A 17,847-nucleotide genomic window follows, 5' to 3' on the forward strand; every position below is an offset into this window, starting at 1 on the left:
CCGCGCCGGCGACTGGTCAGGTCAGCTCGACGAATCGGTGGATGCGAAAGCACGTGAGGTGGTCGGGCTCGATGCTCGCCGAGTCCACCCGGTGGCGGCCGGCGCCGAGATCGAGAACGGTGCTGTCCGCGAGCGTCCCGACCTCGGTGCCGAAGTAGGCGGCGTCGAACATGACGAGCTCGCCCGTGGTTCTCAGTACGGGTCCCTTCTCCCACTCGGCGGTGGGAAGCCCGGCCAGAACGAGGTCGGCGACACCTTCCTCGCTCTCCGCGTAGCACCAGCGGACGAGGACTCGGTGTTCGGGGAGGTAGGCGGTGGACATCGGTTCGTCCCCGAGGACGAGCGCCTCGGCTCCCTCCGGAAGGTCGAGGACACCGACGAGTTCCACCACTTCGCAGGCCCGGTCGTAGTCGCCCTCCGTTCCCGACCAGTGCGACAGGGCATCGCGTGGGACCACGATGAACGGGCCGCCCTCCGTCTCCAGCCAGGTCAAGGACATGCCGCCTCCAGTGCCACGATCCCCGTTCCGTCGCGACAGCGTATGCGCTCGGGCTGACATCGCGGCCTCGCGCCCGTTGTGGTCGGAGGTGCACGGTGACCAGCGTCGAGGAACTGACCACGCGGGCGACGCTCGGTTCGACCCGGGTGGTGCCGGTGGTCGGTCACGCAGTGGCCGCCCACGGAACTCGTCGCCACGTCCGGTCGCCCCGGTCGCGGAGGGAGTCGGGTGGTGGTACCTCGGTGGGCCGTCAGTTCCAGGGCGAGCGCCTCGACATCGGCCTGTCGGAGCCGTGAGCGCAACGGCTGTTCCGACAGGCCGATATCCGGACCTACCGGCATCGTTGCAGCGCCTCGGCTCGCGGGCCTTCGCCGAGCTCCGGCCGGCTGGGCTCACCCCGGGGGAGAGGGGCGCGGAGCCGGTCAGGGGCGGGAGAGGCGGCCCCGTCGGGGGAGGCGGGCGATGAGGAGGATCGCGGTTCGGGCCGTCAGGTAGCCGAAGGCGGACGGGATGAGGAGCTGGGGCACCATTGCCGCGACCGACGCGTGGCCGCCGAGGAGTACGGGGGTGAGTACGGGCGGTGCCGCCAGGACGGTCGCGGCCAGGGCCGCGTTCCCGGCCGTCCGGGCGGTGAAGGCCAGGGCGGCACCGGTGGCGAGCGGGGCCCAGGTGCCGAAGCCGGAGGTGAGGAGCCGCTCGGCGGACTCGCCGGTGATCGTGGCGCCGATGCCCAGGGCCGTGACCATGGCTGCGACCAGCCAGAGCCCGGCACCGGTCCTGCGGGTCCGGTCCGGCGGGGCGACCAGCAGGACGAGGGTGTTGAGCGCGATCAGCCCGAACCCCCGGGGGCCGAGGCCGAGTTCGGCCGCGGTGCGGAAGTCCAGGTCGAGCAGCCCGAGGCGGCACATGGCGTAGAACAGCGGTGCCAGTACCAGCGACACCAGGGCCAGGGCCCGTGCGGCCGACCAGCGGCCGGCCACGACCGCGCACGCCGTCAGCACAGCGGGGACGAGCAGCGACGTCGCCGCCAGGAGCGCGCCTCCCACCGGGGCTCCGGCGGGGAAGCCAGGGGACTCGGGGCTGATGGCGAGCCGCAGGTTCCGCCACAGGTAGGTCGCCGCGTACGTTCCGGCCAGCATCGCGGCGAGCGGCGCCGCGGTGGCGAACGCCCGGCCCGGCGGCTGGTGGGAGACCATGCCCAGTCGGAGCCGGGCCCCGTGCCCGGCGACGTCGGCCACCTCGCGCAGTCCCGTCGCGGGGCCGGAGCCGGCGATCCGGTGCTGGGCGAGGTCGGCGACCTCCGCGAGTGCACCGGCGCCGTAGGAGGCCGGGTACAGCCGGAGGGCCCGTTGGAGCAGGCGCGTGTTCAAGGGGTGCTTCGAGGTCATGCCGTGCCTCCTGCGGGACGGGTCCAGGTCTGGGTCAGGCGCCGGTCGGCCTCGCGCAGTGCGGAGCGCAGGCGTTCGGCCTCGTTCCTGAGCGACTGTTCACCGTCCGGGGTGAGGGCGAACACGCGCCGGGGGCGCCCGTCCACCGTCTCCTCGCGTTCGACGCGGATCAGTCCCTCGGCCAGGAGCCGGTCGAGGGTGCCGTACAGGCTGCCGGCGCCGAGCCGTACCCGGCCTTCGGAGATCGCGGCGACCTCGTCCCCGAGCGCGTAGCCGTGCCGGGGCCGGTCGGCCAGAGCGGTGAGGAGCAGGAAGGTCGGCTCCTGCATGGAGCGTTTGTTCTTCACGTTCGACACCATAGTACGGTGACCGTAGTGTCTGGCAAGGCCCCTGTGAAACGATCCCGGACTCGGCAGGAGCACACGCTTCCGTCGGGGTGGCCGTCGTTGTGGGTGGTGCCGAATAGTGTGCGGGGCATGGCTACTGTCAAGGAATCAGCACCTCCCAGGCCCATCGTCCCGGGCGATGTCGTCGCGGCGTTCTCCGAGTACCTCGGCGAGTGGACAGCGGCACAGATCACCAATCTGGACCCGGACCACCAGCGCGCGGGCGTCCTGCACCTCGACTGGTCCGGTCCGGAGCCGGTGTCCGTGGCGGAGCTCGGCGACGTCGTGCCGCTCTGGGGTTCTCTCGGTCTGTCGCATTGCCACTACGAGTGGGTGCTCCCTCGGAGCTGCAAGGTCATCGGGACGCTGCCGCTGCTGCACGGCCAGCCGCCGAGCAGCTACGCGTTCGGGTGGGGCATGGGGCTCGATCTGGCCCTGGCGCGGCGCCGACGGCAGGGCGACGAGTCGCAGTGGCGTGACCCGTGGGCGAAGAGCATCACCGGCGCTGAGTTGAACGACTCTCCCGCGGGGCCCGCAGATCCTGACGAGGAGACGCGTCGGCTGACGGTTCGGGCTGTGGAATCGCTGGACTGTGCGCGGCTCGTCGAGCGGTATCCCGCGCTGACCGGCCTGACGCTCAGCGGGCCGGTGACCTTGTCATCGGCATCGAGCCTCAACGAGTTGACTTCGCTGAAGCACCTCAGGCTCTCCGACGTCTTCGGGATGGTCGAGGCGGACTGCCTCCTGCCGGGGCGTGTTCCGGCGCTGGAGGAGTTGGAACTGGTCAGTGTCCCCGCGGAGTATGCGACGGCGATGAGGAGGCTCTGGCGGCCCGAGGAGCGCGAGGGCGTCTACCTCACGGTCGCCAAGCCCCGCAAGCCCCAGTGGCTCGCCGAGAACCTCAACAATCCGCTCCGGAACTGGGACGGCCGCGAGCAGATCAGCGCCGCGGTCTACAAGAAGGCGCTGGCGCAGTACAGGGCGACGCGGCGCGCGGTGCTGGCTGCGCTGGCTTCGGGGGAGCCGGCGGAGGTCCTGACGCCGAGGCTCGTCGAGCTCGGGGAGCAGTTCGGCGAAGCCTTCAACGAGCTCGACGCGCGCGCCGGATTCATCGAGACCGTTGAGCGCGAAGAGCTCTACGACGCGCTCGGCGCCATCATCACCGAGGCTGCAGCCGAGTCGGAAGCCGATCTGGCCTGGGCCGGCGACGGCCTGATCGAGGGCTGCGAATCCGTCCGCGACTGGTAGGGCGGTGCTGCGGCGAGCCTCATGGCCTCCACTCGTCGGCGAGGAGCCCGAGGACGGCCTCGTCCGCGAACTCGCCGCACACCCAGGCGGATCGGCGGAGGGTTCCCTCCAGGGTGAAGCCGGCCCTGCGGGCGGCCGCGATCATCGGAGTGTTGTCGGCGAGGGTCTCCAGTTGCAGCCGGTGCAAGCCGCGTATCGCAAAGCCGTACTGGCAGAGCACCCTGACCACATCGGTGCCCAGGCCCCGGCCGCGCAGGCCGGGGCGTAGGGCGATTCCGAGGTGGGCTGTGCGGTTGTGGGCGTCGATGCCCCAGAGCACGGCCTCCCCGGCCAACTCCCCTGAGGCCAGCTCCAGTACGGAGAAGCAGGCCGCGTCGTCCGAGGGCGGGGCCGGCGCGTAGGGGGAGTCTGCCGAGCCCGGGGAGATGGGCCGCCAGGGGCGGGTGTCGGCCCGGGAGCGGGTGGCGACGTCGTCGTACAGTTCGGTCTGCAGAACGGCGACGTCGCTCTCGTGGCGTGCGCGGAGGGCGACCTTGAGTCCTTGTATCATGTCACATTGCTACCAGGATCGTATCGGCCGCTCAACCGAATTAGACCCTCTCCGGCGCGTTGCACCGTCGCCGTCATCGGGAGTGCCGGAGAGGGGAGTTCGACCGAAGTCAGAGTGGCGGCAGGCGGCGGGCCAGGAGCTCCGCGCCGGTGCCGTTCAGGGTGCTGAACAGGACCGTCGTGCCGAGGGCGTCCACGCTGGGGGCGCTGGAGGCGCCGGGCCGTTGGCTGCCGTCGGCCGCCGTGCTGACGCGTTCGATCCGGCCGGTCCACAGGTCGCGGCGGAAGACGTCCGCGACGCCGTTGGTGTCGCCGGGGACGAGAGCGGCGGAGTCGGAGGCGAAGTAGACCCAGCGGTCGTCGGCGGTCATGACGGCGGGCTGGGAGTCGACGGCGGAGACCGTGGTCACCGTGCCCGTCCGCAGGTCGCGGGCGTAGAGGCGGACTTGGACGGTGTCCTGCTCGCGCTCGAAGACGCGGAAGAGGGCGAAGCGGCCGTCGGGGCTGAGGCGTCCGGCCTTGGCGGCGTCGCGCAGGGTGCCGGTGGCGTCGATGCTGGCGCCCTGGATCCGGCCGGTGCGCGCGTTGTAGGTGTAGAGCGGGAAGAGCTGCCGTGCGGGTGGCGGCTTGGTGGCGGTCGTGGCTGTTGTGGGCGTCACGGCCGTTGTGGGCGGCGTGGGCGCGGTCGGCAGCAGGTTGGTCGCCTTGGAGCGGAAGGCGACGGTCTGGCCGTCCGCGCTGAGCGAGGGCTCGACCGAGCCGCCGTCGGCGGCGGTGCCGTCGCGGCCGGTGCTGACCAGGCGGGTGGTGCCGGTGCGGCGGTCGGTCAGGTGGATGTTCTGGACGCCGGGCCGGGTGCCGGGGGCGAGGTCGGCGCGGTCCGAGGTGTACGCGACGTACCGGCCGTCGGCGCTGATCGCCGGGTCGAGCGAGTTGCCGGCGCCGGTGCCCGCGGTGAGCGGTTCGGTGCGGCCCGTCCAGCGGTCGCGGACGTAGACGTCGAACCGGCCGTCGCCGTGCCGCCCCGGGACGACGTCGGTGGCGTTCGTGCTGAAGGCCACGTACCGGCCGTCGGCGCTGATCGCCGCCTGGTTGGTCGAGCCGTCGAGCTGGCTGCCGTCGTCGGCCAGGCTCACCCGCTCGGTGTGCCCGGTCCACAGGTCGCGGACGAACACGTCGTACAGGCGGTTGGAGTCGCCGGGCACCAGGTTGGCGGCCAGCGAGGTGAAGAGGGCGTAGCGGCCGTCGGCGCTCAGGCCGAGCGGCTCCGACCAGTCGTCGGCCGGGGTGCCGTCGGGGGCGACGTTCACCGTGACGGTGCCCCCCGGGAGCGGCGCGGCCTGGGCCTGGACCTGGGCCGTGGTGGCGGCCAGGAGTGCGGCCGCCAGCACGCTGCCGGTCCGTACCGCCCACCGGCCGCGGGTCCTCGCGTTCGTCCGTTCCACCTGAACCGTCCTCCCCTTGCCTCGGGCCGTGCCGCCTCCCGCCCCCGCCGGCCGACTCCGGGCGAGCCAACCGCCCGGCCGTACCGGAGGTCAACGGGGCCGGACCGGCCATGGACACGATTTCGCCAACTCCCCTCCACCTCCCGACCACGGCGAATGCCGGTCCGGCCGGACCCGGTGGGCATGCCACCTGCGGGATTCGGTAGCGCAGGAATGACCGTTGACGAACCCTTTGCCGGAACGCGCTGGACGCGGCGGCCACGGGCCCGCACATACGTAAAGTGGCAGCGTTCGGGCGGCTGTTGGGCGGATCAGGCCCCCTTGGAATCGATGATCCGGGGAACCGGGAGGCGCTCTACCGGCGGACCGCCGAGACCAGTCCGCCGGGCTGCTCCTCGCGCTGCGGCGGGGTGCTGACCGGGCGGCCGTAGGCGGCAGCGCGCTCGCGCAGGGTGTGGCTGTCGGCCTCCCAGCCGTGCCCGGCCAGCCAGGCCACCGGGTCGTCGGGCATCTCCGAGACCCACATGGACGCCGCCGATCCCGGTCCGGAGTCCGCGCCGAAGCGCTCGATCACGCCGCGCGAGCCCAAGGTCAGCCCCATCCGGCTGCCTGCCGCCGACTGCGCGCTGATCCGGGCCAGCAGCAGCTCCACCGCGTCCTCGGGCAGATAGATCAGCAGTCCTTCGGCGATCCACACGGTCGGCGCGGCCGGATCGTGCCCTGCCGCGGCCAGCGCGGCCGGCCAGTCCTCCCGCAGATCCGCCGCGACGGTGATCCGCTCGCAGCGTGCGACGGCCCGCTCCTGGCGCAGCACCGAAGCCTTGAAGTCCAGTGGCGCGGCGGTGTCGACCTCGAACAGCCGGGTGCCCTCGGGCCAGTCCATCCGGAAGGCGCGGCTGTCCATGCCGGCGCCGAGCAGCACGACCTGCCGGACCCCGGACGCGGAGGCCTGCTGCAACAGGTCGTCGAGGAACTTCGTCCTGATGACGATGGAGTACGACACGGCCAGCCGGCGGCGGCGCGCGGCCTCGTCAGCGGGGGGTGGCGAGGAGGGCCACAGGCCGCCGGCGGTGGCGAAGGCCTGGGCCAGTGGGTCGCGGAACAACGCGTCCACCCGCTCGGTCTCCAGCGCCCGCACCCTGGCCACCCCCACCGCCGTGGCCCACACTCCCGACGGCTGCACCCGCTCCTGCTCATCAGTCACCGCGCCAGCCTAGATGATCGATCCCGAGGGGCCTGATGAGGCCTGATGAGTGGAGCCGGGTTCATGCGCGGCCGGCCGCGCATGCGCGCACTGACCGCCAACCTTGAGTCGCTTCGGTCGCTTCGGTCGCTGATGAGTCGCTGATGAGGCGAAGGCGGCGAGGGCAGGAGCACTACTCAGGGGCAGGGGCAGGGGCAGGGACGGGCCCGCCGGGACGGAAGCGCTCCACCCCGACGATGTGCCGCACCTTGAGCGGGCGCACGATCACCGCGACCCGCTGCTCACCCGGCATGGTCCACTCGAAGCGCTCGACGCCCAGGTACTTGCGGGCCAGCCGGTCCATCCGGTCGTGCGCCTCCTCGCCCTCGACGAAGCGGGCCACCACGCCACTGATCTGCACGCGGTCGAAGGGGTCGGTGGCGTCCGCGTGCGAGAGGTAGACGCGCGGGTCGCGACGGAGGTTCTCCTCCTTCACCCGCCCCACCGAGGTGTTGAACGCCAGTTCCCCCTCGCCCTCCAGATCCACCCACATCGGGCTGACCTGCGGTGCTCCGTCGGCGAACACGGTGCCGACGTACCAGATGTTGGGTGCCCGCAGCCGGGCGCGGACGGCTTCGTCGAATGTCGCGGTCATCCCGGGAGGCTAGCAACCACGAAGGGGGGCGCGGTCCGCTTCGAGTGGAGCCACGTTCGAGTGAAGCCACGTTCGAGTGAGGCCGCGTTCGAGTGAGGCCGCGAGGGCGCGTCCTCCCGCCGGGTCACCGCTCGGCCGGCACCTCCGGTTCGGAGGCGCCGGCCGGGGCTCCGCGCGAACCGAGGAGCTGCGCGACCGGATCGGCGCTGCCCGAGGCGCTCAGCTCCTGCACCAACTCGCAGTTCCGGGCGATCCTGCTGGAGACCCACTCGCGCAGCCACGCGGACAACTGCGGGAGCGGCAGGTCGGACGGGGCCAGCCCGGCGAGCACGCACCCGGTCGCCGCCGCCCCGCCGACGTTGACGACCACGTCCGGCAGGACGGTGTGGCCGGCCTCGCGCAGCAACCGGCGGGCGGGTGGGGTGCAGCTGAGGTTTCCGCCCTCGACCACCAGGCCGGCCCGGACCGCCGGCACCGCCTCCTCGTCGACCGCGGAGGCGGACGCCGCCAGCACCAGCACGTCGGCGTCGACGTGCAGCCACGCCTGGCCGGGCCCGTGGACGGTGACCCGGGCGGGCAGCCGGGTCCGGTCGATCGTGCCGTCGCTGCTGGTGAGCGCGGTGAGTTCGGCGACGGGCAGTCCGCGCTGGTCCTCGACGGTGCCCCGGACGTCGGCCACGGCCACCACCGAGTGGCCGTGGGCGGCCAGGTGGCCGGCCACCGCGCGCCCGACGGTGCCGAAGCCCTGGATCGCGATGCGCTGCGGGGTCCGCGCACCGGAGGCCCGTAGGGCGCCGAGCACCGCGACGGCCACGCCGAACCCGGTGATGTCGGCCATGTGGTCCCACAGTTCGGCCCAGTCGACGGTGAGACGGGTGGTGCCGGGGCGGCGGGTGACGTCGTACCGGGCGGCCTCGAAGGCGACCTGCCGGTCGGCGTAGGTGGTGCCCTGGTCGCACCCCAGGTACACCCCGCCGTTCAGCAGCGGGGCCGCGGCGCGGCCGAACCCCCGCATCACCGACCGCCGTTCGACGGTGGCGCCCGGATCGGGTGCGATGCCGGCCTTGGCGCCACCGATGGGCAGGCCGACCAGTGCCAGCTTGTGGGTCATCGCCCTGGCGAGCCCGGCCAGCTCCTGCTCGGTCACCGTCGGGGTCATCCTGGTGCCGCCCAGGGCCAGGCCGTCGACCATGGAGTCGACGACGACCCAGCCCCGGGCCTGGCACTCCGGGAGGTTCAGGGTGGTGGTGAGCAGGGGCTCGGCCACCGGGCGCGCACCGTGCAGTGCGAGCGTCCGGTTCACTGTGCACCGTCCTCCGGGACGGACCGCAGGCGCAGGCTGCGGGGGCGCATGTCGGTCCACACGTGTTCGATGTGCGCGAGGCATTCGTCCTTCGCGCCCCGGACGCCGACCTCGCGCCAGCCCGCCGGCGACTCGCGGTCGGCGGACCAGAGCGAGTACTGCTCCTCGTCGTTGACGACGACCTTCCACTGCTCGGATGCTTCGCTGGCCATGCTGTTACCTCCAGATGTCGGTGGTCGGGGGGTCCGCCGGGCGGCGGACGGGTGGAGCCGGTTCGCGGCCGGCGTCGAGACGGGGGTCGAGGCGGGTGCCAGGACGGGCGTCGAGGTGGGCGTCGAGGTCGTCCAGCCATGCCGGCAGGCTGGCGGCGCGCAGGAGGCCCGTTCCGATGAGCACACCGGCGAAGCCCTCACTGAGCAGGCGGGCGGCGTCGTCGGGGCTGCGGATGGCCCCGGCGCTCACCGGGCACCGGGTGCCGCTGCGTAGCACCGCGGGCAGGAGTGACGAGCTTCGCCCGAGGTCGCCCGCGCCGCGTTCGCGGGTGGCGATGTCCTTGTTGTTCACCGCGACCACGCACTCCTCGGCGCGCGGCACGCGGCCGATCTCCTCCTCGGTGGTGACCTCGACGAACGGCGTCAGGCCCAGGCTCAGGCCGAGCTCGACCAGGTGGCCCAGGGTGGCGCGCGGCAGCAGCGCGGCGGTGAGCAGGACCGCGGACGCGCCGCTCTCGCGGGCCTGGTGCAGTTGGCTCCGGCGGGTGATGAAGTCCTTCTGCAGCACGGGCAGGTCCGTCGCTGCCACGACCTCGTGCAGCAGGTCCGGGGTGCCGCCGAACCACCGGCCGGTCACCACGGACAGGCAGGGCGCGCCGACGTCCTGGTAGTCGGCGACCAGCCGGGCGGCCGACCTGTCGCCGAACAGGTCGTGTCCGGCGGCGTCCTGCCGCTTGAGCTCCATGATCACCGGTCGGCGGGCGTCCAGGAGTGCCTCGATGAACGCGGCCGTCATCTAGACCCTCGCTTTCGGATCGTGCCAGCCGCGCCGTACGGCCGTGACCAGGTCGGTGCTCAGCCGCCCGTCGACGTCCCTGGCCGCCGTGTCCACGTCGATGCCCAGGAACAGGGGGTGGTCCAGCACGGCCCGGTAGTCCTCCCGGTTGTCGGCCGAGATGCCGCCGGCCAGCAGGAAGGGCCGCGAGAGGCGGTCCGCGAACTCGATGACGGCCCCGCAGTCCGCCGGTTGCCCGGTACTGCCGATCCGGCCGTCCCCGGCGACCGCGTCCAGCAGGAAGAGGTCCGTTCCGGCCCGCTCGTACGCCGCGATCAGGGACCGCTCCGCGTGGGTGTCCGCACCGAGGTGCAGCACCTTGACCACGGTGAGGTCCGTGGTGCCCTTCAGGGCGCGGACCAGGCCCGGCGGCTGGTAGCCGTGCAGTTGGACCCACCGGACCCGGGCCGCGGCCGTCGCCGCGCGCAGCGTCCCGGCGTCTTTGAGGAAGGTCACGAGGACCGGATGCATTCGCTCCGTTCGGTGCACGGCGTCAGCGAGGGACGTCAGTTGACTGAGCGTCAGGTCTGCACGGCCTCCTGGGACGCCGTGCCACAGGCCGACGAAGTCGGCTCCGGCACTGTCGAGCGATGCCACGTCCTCGGCCGAGGTGGCTCCGCAGATCTTGACCAGCATCAGGTGTCACAACCCCAACATGGCGGCGATGCGGTTGCGTTGGATCTCCGACGTGCCCGAGTAGATCGGGCCGGCGACCGCGTCGCGCACGTCCTTCTCCAGCCCGTACTCGGCCAGGTACCCGCTGCCGCCGAAGATCTGCACGGCGGCCAGTGCGGAGGAGAGGTTGCTCTCGCTGGTGAGGACCTTGCTGACGGCGATGTCCCGCGTGACGTTCTCGCCCTCCGTCAGCCGGACGGCCGTGTCGTAGAGCCACTTCCGCGCGGTGTCCAGGCCGATGCTCATGTCCACGAGCTTGTGGGAGACCGACTGGTACGAGCCGATCGGATTGCCGAACTGGACGCGCTCCTTGGCGTATTCGACGCAGCGGTCGAGCCGGTACCGCATCTGCCCGGTGTTGATGACGAAGGAGCAGAGGATCTCCCACTTCATCACGTGGTCCAGGACCAGGAACCCGGATCCGACCCGGCCGATCACGGCGGATGCGGGGATCCGGCAGTCGTCGAAGTGCAGTTCGCTCAGTGGCGCCGTCCGCAGCCCCATGGTGGCGACGGGCGGCCCGACGACGAGCCCCGGGGTGTCCCGCTCCACGACGAAGGCGGTGATGCTGAGCGGGCCGGCCTTCGGGTGGGTGCGCGCGTAGACCACGAACACGTCGGCCACCGGGCCGTTGGTGATGAAGGCCTTGCCGCCCCGCAGTACGAAGCCGTCGCCCTCGCGGGTGGCCGTGGTCCTCATCGCCAGCGCGTCGGAGCCGCTCTCGGTCTCGCTGATCGCGTGCGCCCCGATCGTCTCTCCCGAGCAGATCCCCGGCAGGTGGCGCGCCTTGAGCTCCGGCGAGCCGAACCGCTGCAGCGGGACTCCGACGCTGACCAGGTGGGTGGCGACCGAGAAGTTCAGTCCGCCGTCACGGCACCCGGTGCCGAGTTGTTCGAGCACGTGCATGGTGGTGAGCAGGTCCTGGCCCAGCCCGCCCCACTGCTCGTCGAACGGCAGGCCGAGGATTCCGGACCTCTGGATCAGCTTCCACTTGTCCCACGGGAAGGCGCCTTCCGCGTCCCCTTCGAGATGGCCCGAGCTGAGCTCCTCGCACCACTGGGCGATCCCCTCGCCCAGAGCGATCTGGTCGGCGTTCCACCTGATCATCTGTCAGTCCTGTTAGTACTCGGAGAAATCGGCTGAGTCCAGGTTGTGGCGTTCGTCGCCGCGCAACGCGGGCGAGAACACGCACACCAGGCGGAGGTCCGCGTCCTGGTCCGCGATCAGGAAGTGGGCGTCGTGCAGGTCGAGCGCGTACAGCGTGCCCGGCTCGATCGAGTGGGACGTGCCGTCGGCGTTCACCACCTGGCCCGTTCCCTCGATGCAGTAGCAGGCCTCCAGGTGGCGGCGGTACTCCAGCCTCGACCTGGTGCCGGCGCGGACGGTGGTGTCCGTCATCGTGTAGCCCAGGCCGTCGGATTCGAGAAGGAACCTGCGGCTGAGCCCGTTGCCCCAGTCCACGGTGGTCACCTCGTCAAGGCGTCGGACGATCATCGGGTGTGCCTCCTAGCGGCTTGTTGAATGAGTGGCTTGCTGAATACGGCGAAACGGTCTGTACGAAGGTGTGGAGCTCCTCGACCACGTTGGCCCCTTCGGCGAGGGCGTGCTCGATCCGGGCGACCCCGGCGCTGCCCACGACCGCGGCGTCGGCGCCGAGGCCGTGCAGCAGGTCGATGTCCGCCCTGGAGCGGACGCCGAATCCGACGGCGATCGGTACGGCGGTCGTCCTGCGCAGTGCGGCCAGCGCGGCGGCCAGCTCCTGGCGGTCGGCCGTGAGCGTGCCGCCGCTGCGGCCGTAGTGGGCCACCAGGTACAGGTACGCGGTGGCGCTCTCGGCGGCCGCGGCCTTCACCTCGGCCGTCGACGCGGCGTAGCAGGTGGCGACCATGGGCAGCCCCGCCTCCTGGACCGCTTCGAGGTAGCCGGCCCGTAGCCGCGGTGGCAGGCCGTGGACCAGCAGCCCGTCGACGCCCGAGTCGGCGACCCGCCGGACGAAGCCGGGCACGGTCGGGCCTCTGACCGTGTGGCTCCAGTCGGCCAGCAGTGCCACCCGCAGGTGGCGCAGCCGGGGCAGGATCCCGCTGAGGAGTCCGAGCACCTTGTCGAGTCCGACGCCGTCGGCCAGGGCCCGCTGCGCCGATCGGCGGATGACCGGCCCGTCGGTGACCGAGTCGGGGAAGGGCACCGCCAGTTCCAGGCAGTCCACGCGGCAGTCGTCGAGCATCCGCATGACGTCGGCCAGGACGGGCAGCGGGGGGTCTCCGGCGTTGAGGAACATCGCCAGGCCGGGCTGGTCCGGTGGCCGGCGCGCGAAGAACCCGCTCACCGCGCACGCACCGTAGGTATTGCGCGGCGCGCCGGGTGCGCGCGCAAGCGGTCGACGAGGTCGCGGGCGGCGCCGCTGCGGAGGGCGTCGTCGGCCGCCCTGATGGCCTCCGGCCACCCGTCGATCAGCCCGCTCGCGACGGCCAGGGCGGCGGCGTTCAGGCAGACGGTCCGCGTTGCGAGAGCCGGCCCGGCTCCGGAGAGCACGCCGAGGAAGTGGTCGACCACGTCCTCGCCCTCGCCGGTCGGCCGTAGTAGGGCGAGCGCGTCGGCGGCGGTCCCGGGAGGCTCGGCCCGCAGCCGGATCGCGTCGGTGCCGTCATTGGTGAGGACGACGTTGTCGACGGAGCTGACGAGCTCGTCGACTCCCAGCTCGTTGGAGCACAGCCAGATCCTCCGGTCGGCGACGGTGGCGGCGACCCGGCCCAGAGTCGGCAGCAGCGAATGGTCCGAGACGCCGACGAGTTGGGCGGAGACCGGCACCGCGGCCAGGAAGGGGCCGACGGAGTTGATGAATCCGCCGATCATCCGCAGGTCCATCGGCACGATGTTCCGGGCCAGCAGCGCCACCTCCCGCGGGTAGACGAAGTTCCCGGGGAAGGCGATGCCGAAGCGTTCCAGCAGGTCGTCGGTCTGCTCGTACGAGGTGGTCGTTCGGATGCCGAGGCGGTCGAGCAGGTCGTGGGAGCCGCAGGTGCTCGTGTAGGCGCGGGATCCCGTCTTGACGATGCGCACGCCCAGGGCTGCGGCGACGAACGCCGCCGCGGTGGAGATGTTGAACGTGGCGGGCCCGCCTCCGGTGCCGACGATGTTGGCCGTGCGGTCCAGCCGCGCGGCGACGGCCGGCCGTCGCTCGTCCAGCGAGCGGAGCATGGCGACCAGCGTGTCCCGATCGGGCATCCGGGTGGACAGCGAGGACAGCAGCGCCACCGTCTCGCCGGAGCGGAGGGCGCCGTCGCGCAGCTGGTCCCAGAAGGACCCCCACATCTCCTGATCGACGACGGCGCGGTCCCGGCCGATCAGCGCTCGCAGCACCTCGTGCATGGCTAGGGGGCGTCCGTCCGGTGCTGCTGGGCCTGTTCGATGAACCTGCTGATCGAGCCGACGGAGCGGAAGCTGTCCGGGTCGAGGTCGAGGTCGATCTCCTCGACGCGCAGGTCGAAGCAGTCCTCCAGCCAGGCGATCGTCTTGAGCAGGCCGAGGCTGTCGATGACCCCGCCGTCCACGAGGTCGTAGTCGGAGTCCAGTTCGTTCGCGCCGACGTCCGGCAGGAACTCCTCGATGATGAACTGCGTGACTACCGCGGCGTGTTTCACGTGGCCGTTCCTTCGTTTGGCTGGGACGGGGAGGAGGCGAGCTGGAGGGGCGTGCGGTCGATCTTTCCGGTGGACGTCCTGGGCAGCGGGTCGTCCACGATGAGCAGGGTCGAGGGGACGGCGGTGAGCGGAAGCCGTTGTGCGCAGTGCCGGCGCAGCGCCAGCGAGTTCAGCCGGCTGTCCGGGGCGCGGCGGACCACGCCCCGCAGCAGGTGGCCGGCCACCGGGTCGGGCACGGCCACCACGGCGGCCTCGACGACGTCGGGATGGTCGAGCAGTACCTGTTCGACCTCGTGGGTGTTGACCCGCACGCCGCGGACCTTGACCTGGTGGTCGTTGCGGCCTTCCAGGGTGATGCGGCCGTCCCGGTCGCGCCGTACGAGGTCGCCGCTGCGGAAGTAGCGCCGGGCCTGCCCGTCGTGGTGGTGGGTCGCGAACCTGTCCGCGTCCTGGGCCCGGTCCAGGTAGCCGTCGGTCTGGAAGGGCGTCGCGACGTGGAGCTCGCCGGTTCCCGGCCCGGTCAGGATCCCGCCGTCGGCACCGACGATCACCGCGTGGACTCCGGGCAGCGGGCGCCCGATCGGCACCGGGCCGTCCGCCGGTTCGGTGCCGTTGACCTCGTGCAGGAAGCTGTCGTTGGTCTCGGTGCAGCCGTAGACGTTGTGGAGCCGCGCGCCGGTGAACAGCTGCGGGAGTTCGGCCAGGCAGCGGGCGGGCATGCTGTCGCCGGTGAAGACGACGTGCTCGACGGTGTCGAGCCGCCGGCCGCTCCCGGCGGCCGCGTCGACCAGCAGACGGTAGAACATCGGTACCGCCTGGACGAGTTGGACCGCGTGGCGGGACACGAGGTCCAGCAGGTAGCCCGGCTGGGTGGCCCGGGCCGGATCGACCAGGACGACGCGGCCGCCGTACTTGAGCGTGGTCCAGATGTCCAGCAGGCACAGGTCGAAGGTGAGCGGCGCGTAGTTGAGGACCGTCGTTCCCCGGCGGATGCCGAACTGCTCGCCGGCCCAGGTGGTGAAGCGGTCCACCGCCCCCGTGCTCAGCGGCACGATCTTCGGCCGCCCGGTGGAACCGGAGGTGGTGAACATGAAGGAGACGTCGGCGGGCTCCGTACGGCGCGGCGCCTCCGGTTCCGCCGGCCGGTCCGGGGCGCCCGACCCGGGTCCGGGCGCCCGGGGGCTCTCCGGCGACAGGACGTGCCGGATTCCGGCCTGCTCGACCAGCGCGTGGGGCGTCCTCCCGTCCGGCGTGGGCGCCGGCAGCAGCAGGAAGCGCCGCCCTTCCAGCAGGCAGGCGAGCACCAGGGCGATCGTCGAGGGCGACTTGGCGGCCGGGATGCCGACCGGCTCGTCCCCGCCTGGGGCGAGCCGGGCGATCCGGACGCGCTCCCGCTCCGCCAGCTGGTGGAGTTCACGGTAGGTCGTCTCTTCTCCGCGCCATATCAGCGCCGGATCACCGGGGTGGCTGGTGGCGTGCGAGACGAATGAACCCACCAGGCTCTGCTGCTGCATCACGACTTCTCCGAGTTCATGCAACGGGGTGGGTTCATATACAACGGATGAGTTCATGCAACGGGTTCACCGATCTTATTCGGAACAATGAAGGCCCGACAGGAAAGGGGCCCACCCGGTCGCCCCTTGGAGACAGAAGAATTATCACGTGGTGCCCGTCCATGGAAGTGGGGTGCGCGATCCGCATCATGACAGCACGTCAGAGAGGGTGCCGGGCCGGCCGCGCCGATGCTAACCGTCGAGCGTGTTCGATCTACATAAGGATTCCAGCGGACTGGCGTAAATATTGTCTTGATGCCTGCAACCCTGTTCTCGATCTTGCGGAGTGAGACGGCAGCGACCTAGTATCCGCCGTACTGTTCGCCAAGTCGCGAATCGGCGAGGGGATTTCCGGGGCGCTGAAGCGTTCCCGATCGCCGTGAAAGGTGCATCCGTCATGCCTGGTCCCGATCGGCGCGCGCACGCTCCGACCCTGTTGTCCTTCGCCCAGCAACGGCTGTGGTTCCTCGACCGGCTGCGGCCGGGCCGGCCGGACCACAACGTCCCGACCGCGGTACGCCTGCGCGGCCGGCTGGACGAGGGGGCGCTCACCCGGGCGCTGACCGAAGTCGTGCGGCGCCACGAGGTGTTGCGCGGCAGGATCGTCGACAGCGAGGACGGCCCGCGCCACGTCGCGGAGCCGGTCGAGACCTTCGTACCGACGATCACCGATCTGACGCACACCCCGGCGGAGCAGGCCTGGCAGCGGGCCCGGGAGCTGGCGGCCGCCGATCTGGCGACCCCGTTCGACCTCGGGACCGCTCCGATGCTGCGGGCCCGACTGATCCGCATCGCCCCCGACGACCACCTGCTGCTCCTGGTGATCCACCACATCGCCTGCGACGGCTGGTCGTTGTCGGTGCTGTGGCAGGAGTTCTCCGCCGGATACGGCGCTGCCGTCGACGGCCGGCCGATCGCCCTGGCGGACCTGCCCGTCCAGTACGCCGATTTCGCCGACTGGCAACGGAGCCACCAGGCCGGAACGGCGATGCTGGACCAACTCGCCTACTGGCGCGAGCACTTGGCCGACCTGAGCCCGTCGGCGCTCCCGACGGACCGACCCCGCCCCGCGGCGTGGTCAGGCCGGGGCGACCAGGTCGAGATCGAGATCCCCGCAGAACTCGCCGACCGAATACGCGCACTGGGGCGCGCCCACGAGGTGACGCCGTTCATGACGCTGCTGGCCGCCTTCCAGGTCCTGCTCGCGCGCTGCACGGGACAGGCCGACGTGACGGTGGGGACGCCGATCGCCGGGCGGACCCGGATCGAGGTGGAGCCGCTGGTCGGCTTCTTCGTCAACACGCTCGTCCTGCGCACCGACCTGTCGGGCGACCCCGGCTTCACCGACGTGCTCGCCCGGGTGCGGCGGGGCGCGGTGGAGGCCTACGCCCACCAGGACGTCCCCTTCGAACGGCTGGTCCAGGAGCTGCGGCCCGAACGCGATCTCGGCCAACACCCGCTGTTCACGGTCATGTTCCAGCTGGAGGATCCGCCCGCGCTCCCGTCCGGCCTCCCGGGGCTGGAAGTGAGTGACCATCAGATGCCGAACGACGTGGCGAAGTTCGACATCGAGGTCTCCATGACGGACGGCGGCGATCGCCTCACCGGCGTCATCCGCTACGCCGCCGACCTCTTCGACCGTGACACGGTGCGGCAACTCTCCGAGGGTTACAGGGCCCTGCTCGACCAGCTCGTTGACAGCCCCGAACGGCCGATATCGGCGTGGGAGACCCCTCCCGGCCTCCGGGTGAGCCGCCCCGCTCCCGCCACACCTGGGAGCGAGACCGGGCCCGAGCCCGCCACCGAGTCCGGGCCCGCCACCGAGTCCGGCCCCGCCACCGAGACCGAGCTCCTCGTGCTGGAGACCTGGGCGGAGGTGCTCGGTGTCACCCCGGACGGCGTGGACAGCGACTTCTTCGAGCTGGGCGGTCATTCGCTCCTCGCCTCGAAGGTCATGTCCCGACTCGGCCGGGCACTCGACCTCGAACTGCCCGTCGCCCTGCTCTTCTACCACCCGACCGTCGCCGAACTCGCCGACGGCATCGACGCGGCGTTGCTGGCGGACCTCGGCGCCGCCGCCGAAGCGGAACCGCTTCCCGCCGGAAAGGCCCGTCACCCGTGAAGGCACAGCACAGTCGCCCCGAGCCCGGCCAGCCGACCGGTTCCACACCCGGAGCCGCCCCGTCGACCGGTCCCACCCGGGCCGCCACACGGGCCCTGCTCGACCAACGCGTCCGCGCGGCCCGGAGCAGGGCCGCCGAGGGCGAGCCGGAGG

At 71.9% G+C, this 17,847-nt stretch carries 19 protein-coding genes; 2 read left to right on the forward strand and 17 right to left on the reverse strand.

Features of this window, described 5'->3' with window-relative positions; translation table 11 throughout:
• Positions 1 to 16 precede the first annotated feature (16 nt).
• The 3 genes from ACFVHI_RS17190 to ACFVHI_RS17200 all read right to left on the reverse strand — a co-directional run bounded on the left by ACFVHI_RS17190 (position 17) and on the right by ACFVHI_RS17200 (position 2,216).
• Positions 17 to 499 (reverse strand): Imm21 family immunity protein, encoded by a 483-nt coding sequence (locus tag ACFVHI_RS17190; RefSeq protein WP_380340032.1) that lies wholly within the window; start codon positions 497 to 499, stop codon positions 17 to 19.
• A gap of 422 nt (positions 500 to 921) precedes the next feature.
• Positions 922 to 1,887, reverse strand: coding sequence for a hypothetical protein (locus ACFVHI_RS17195; protein ID WP_380340039.1), 966 nt, complete (start codon positions 1,885 to 1,887; stop codon positions 922 to 924).
• The gene (locus tag ACFVHI_RS17200) at positions 1,884 to 2,216 is read right to left on the reverse strand and encodes a PadR family transcriptional regulator (RefSeq protein ID WP_079136622.1); all 333 of its coding nucleotides are present in this window, start codon (positions 2,214 to 2,216) and stop codon (positions 1,884 to 1,886) included. Before ACFVHI_RS17200 ends, ACFVHI_RS17195 begins: the two co-directional genes overlap by 4 nt.
• Positions 2,217 to 2,363: 147 nt before the next feature.
• Here ACFVHI_RS17200 and ACFVHI_RS17205 point away from each other — a divergent pair, with 147 nt between their 5' ends.
• Positions 2,364 to 3,521, forward strand: a complete 1,158-nt coding sequence (locus ACFVHI_RS17205; RefSeq protein ID WP_380340042.1) for a hypothetical protein — start codon at positions 2,364 to 2,366, stop codon at positions 3,519 to 3,521.
• Positions 3,522 to 3,540: 19 nt separating this feature from the next.
• Here ACFVHI_RS17205 and ACFVHI_RS17210 read toward each other — a convergent pair whose 3' ends face one another.
• The 14 genes from ACFVHI_RS17210 to ACFVHI_RS17275 all read right to left on the reverse strand — a co-directional run bounded on the left by ACFVHI_RS17210 (position 3,541) and on the right by ACFVHI_RS17275 (position 15,533).
• The gene (locus ACFVHI_RS17210) at positions 3,541 to 4,071 is read right to left on the reverse strand and encodes a GNAT family N-acetyltransferase (protein WP_380340045.1); all 531 of its coding nucleotides are present in this window, start codon (positions 4,069 to 4,071) and stop codon (positions 3,541 to 3,543) included.
• A gap of 109 nt (positions 4,072 to 4,180) precedes the next feature.
• A complete protein-coding gene (locus tag ACFVHI_RS17215; protein WP_380340048.1) occupies positions 4,181 to 5,515 on the reverse strand; it encodes a hypothetical protein in 1,335 nt (444 codons plus the stop codon).
• Between the two features lie 355 nt (positions 5,516 to 5,870).
• On the reverse strand, positions 5,871 to 6,719 hold the full coding sequence (locus ACFVHI_RS17220; protein WP_380340051.1) for a class I SAM-dependent methyltransferase: 849 nt from the start codon (positions 6,717 to 6,719) through the stop codon (positions 5,871 to 5,873).
• Positions 6,720 to 6,891: 172 nt separating this feature from the next.
• The gene (locus ACFVHI_RS17225; RefSeq protein WP_380340053.1) at positions 6,892 to 7,353 is read right to left on the reverse strand and encodes a TIGR03618 family F420-dependent PPOX class oxidoreductase; all 462 of its coding nucleotides are present in this window, start codon (positions 7,351 to 7,353) and stop codon (positions 6,892 to 6,894) included.
• A 124-nt stretch (positions 7,354 to 7,477) separates the two neighbouring features.
• Positions 7,478 to 8,656 carry a Glu/Leu/Phe/Val dehydrogenase dimerization domain-containing protein gene (locus ACFVHI_RS17230; protein ID WP_380340056.1) on the reverse strand — a complete coding sequence of 393 codons (1,179 nt, stop codon included), beginning with the start codon at positions 8,654 to 8,656 and terminating at the stop codon, positions 7,478 to 7,480.
• Positions 8,653 to 8,868: an MbtH family protein gene (locus ACFVHI_RS17235; RefSeq protein ID WP_380340059.1), complete on the reverse strand. Its 216-nt coding sequence runs from the start codon at positions 8,866 to 8,868 to the stop codon at positions 8,653 to 8,655. Before ACFVHI_RS17235 ends, ACFVHI_RS17230 begins: the two co-directional genes overlap by 4 nt.
• A 4-nt stretch (positions 8,869 to 8,872) precedes the next feature.
• Positions 8,873 to 9,664 (reverse strand): indole-3-glycerol-phosphate synthase, encoded by a 792-nt coding sequence (locus tag ACFVHI_RS17240; protein WP_380340062.1) that lies wholly within the window; start codon positions 9,662 to 9,664, stop codon positions 8,873 to 8,875.
• Complete coding sequence (locus ACFVHI_RS17245) at positions 9,665 to 10,339, reverse strand: N-(5'-phosphoribosyl)anthranilate isomerase (protein ID WP_380340065.1); 675 nt, start codon at positions 10,337 to 10,339, stop codon at positions 9,665 to 9,667.
• A 6-nt stretch (positions 10,340 to 10,345) separates the two neighbouring features.
• Positions 10,346 to 11,485: an acyl-CoA dehydrogenase family protein gene (locus ACFVHI_RS17250; protein WP_380340068.1), complete on the reverse strand. Its 1,140-nt coding sequence runs from the start codon at positions 11,483 to 11,485 to the stop codon at positions 10,346 to 10,348.
• Between the two features lie 12 nt (positions 11,486 to 11,497).
• Entirely contained in the window at positions 11,498 to 11,872 is a 375-nt protein-coding gene (locus tag ACFVHI_RS17255) for an ectoine synthase (RefSeq protein WP_063352279.1), read from the reverse strand.
• Complete coding sequence (trpA, locus tag ACFVHI_RS17260) at positions 11,853 to 12,704, reverse strand: tryptophan synthase subunit alpha (protein ID WP_380340071.1); 852 nt, start codon at positions 12,702 to 12,704, stop codon at positions 11,853 to 11,855. Before trpA ends, ACFVHI_RS17255 begins: the two co-directional genes overlap by 20 nt.
• Positions 12,701 to 13,747: an anthranilate phosphoribosyltransferase gene (locus ACFVHI_RS17265; RefSeq protein ID WP_380340074.1), complete on the reverse strand. Its 1,047-nt coding sequence runs from the start codon at positions 13,745 to 13,747 to the stop codon at positions 12,701 to 12,703. The genes trpA and ACFVHI_RS17265 overlap by 4 nt, the downstream gene beginning before the upstream one ends.
• Positions 13,748 to 13,749: 2 nt before the next feature.
• Positions 13,750 to 14,019 (reverse strand): hypothetical protein, encoded by a 270-nt coding sequence (locus ACFVHI_RS17270; protein ID WP_063352276.1) that lies wholly within the window; start codon positions 14,017 to 14,019, stop codon positions 13,750 to 13,752.
• Entirely contained in the window at positions 14,016 to 15,533 is a 1,518-nt protein-coding gene (locus ACFVHI_RS17275) for an AMP-binding protein (RefSeq protein WP_380340077.1), read from the reverse strand. The genes ACFVHI_RS17270 and ACFVHI_RS17275 overlap by 4 nt, the downstream gene beginning before the upstream one ends.
• A 436-nt stretch (positions 15,534 to 15,969) precedes the next feature.
• Between ACFVHI_RS17275 and ACFVHI_RS17280 the strand changes: the two genes are divergently transcribed.
• Positions 15,970 to 17,694 (forward strand): condensation domain-containing protein, encoded by a 1,725-nt coding sequence (locus ACFVHI_RS17280; RefSeq protein ID WP_380340080.1) that lies wholly within the window; start codon positions 15,970 to 15,972, stop codon positions 17,692 to 17,694.
• Positions 17,695 to 17,847 lie beyond the last annotated feature (153 nt).

The organism is Kitasatospora sp. NPDC127121 (assembly GCF_042677305.1).
In the GTDB taxonomy this organism is placed as follows: domain Bacteria; phylum Actinomycetota; class Actinomycetes; order Streptomycetales; family Streptomycetaceae; genus Kitasatospora.

What these genes read in the sequence shown, in the direction of transcription:
- ACFVHI_RS17225 (WP_380340053.1), bottom strand. Translation starts at nt 7,353, where the DNA reads ATGACCGCGACATTCGACGAAGCCGTCCGCGCCCGGCTGCGGGCACCC.
- ACFVHI_RS17235 (WP_380340059.1), bottom strand. Translation starts at nt 8,868, where the DNA reads ATGGCCAGCGAAGCATCCGAGCAGTGGAAGGTCGTCGTCAACGACGAG.
- ACFVHI_RS17190 (WP_380340032.1), bottom strand. Translation starts at nt 499, where the DNA reads ATGTCCTTGACCTGGCTGGAGACGGAGGGCGGCCCGTTCATCGTGGTC.
- ACFVHI_RS17275 (WP_380340077.1), bottom strand. Translation starts at nt 15,533, where the DNA reads ATGCAGCAGCAGAGCCTGGTGGGTTCATTCGTCTCGCACGCCACCAGC.
- ACFVHI_RS17205 (WP_380340042.1), top strand. Translation starts at nt 2,364, where the DNA reads ATGGCTACTGTCAAGGAATCAGCACCTCCCAGGCCCATCGTCCCGGGC.
- ACFVHI_RS17195 (WP_380340039.1), bottom strand. Translation starts at nt 1,887, where the DNA reads ATGACCTCGAAGCACCCCTTGAACACGCGCCTGCTCCAACGGGCCCTC.
- ACFVHI_RS17265 (WP_380340074.1), bottom strand. Translation starts at nt 13,747, where the DNA reads ATGCACGAGGTGCTGCGAGCGCTGATCGGCCGGGACCGCGCCGTCGTC.
- ACFVHI_RS17255 (WP_063352279.1), bottom strand. Translation starts at nt 11,872, where the DNA reads ATGATCGTCCGACGCCTTGACGAGGTGACCACCGTGGACTGGGGCAAC.
- ACFVHI_RS17210 (WP_380340045.1), bottom strand. Translation starts at nt 4,071, where the DNA reads ATGATACAAGGACTCAAGGTCGCCCTCCGCGCACGCCACGAGAGCGAC.
- ACFVHI_RS17280 (WP_380340080.1), top strand. Translation starts at nt 15,970, where the DNA reads ATGCCTGGTCCCGATCGGCGCGCGCACGCTCCGACCCTGTTGTCCTTC.
- ACFVHI_RS17240 (WP_380340062.1), bottom strand. Translation starts at nt 9,664, where the DNA reads ATGACGGCCGCGTTCATCGAGGCACTCCTGGACGCCCGCCGACCGGTG.
- ACFVHI_RS17245 (WP_380340065.1), bottom strand. Translation starts at nt 10,339, where the DNA reads ATGCTGGTCAAGATCTGCGGAGCCACCTCGGCCGAGGACGTGGCATCG.
- ACFVHI_RS17200 (WP_079136622.1), bottom strand. Translation starts at nt 2,216, where the DNA reads ATGCAGGAGCCGACCTTCCTGCTCCTCACCGCTCTGGCCGACCGGCCC.
- ACFVHI_RS17250 (WP_380340068.1), bottom strand. Translation starts at nt 11,485, where the DNA reads ATGATCAGGTGGAACGCCGACCAGATCGCTCTGGGCGAGGGGATCGCC.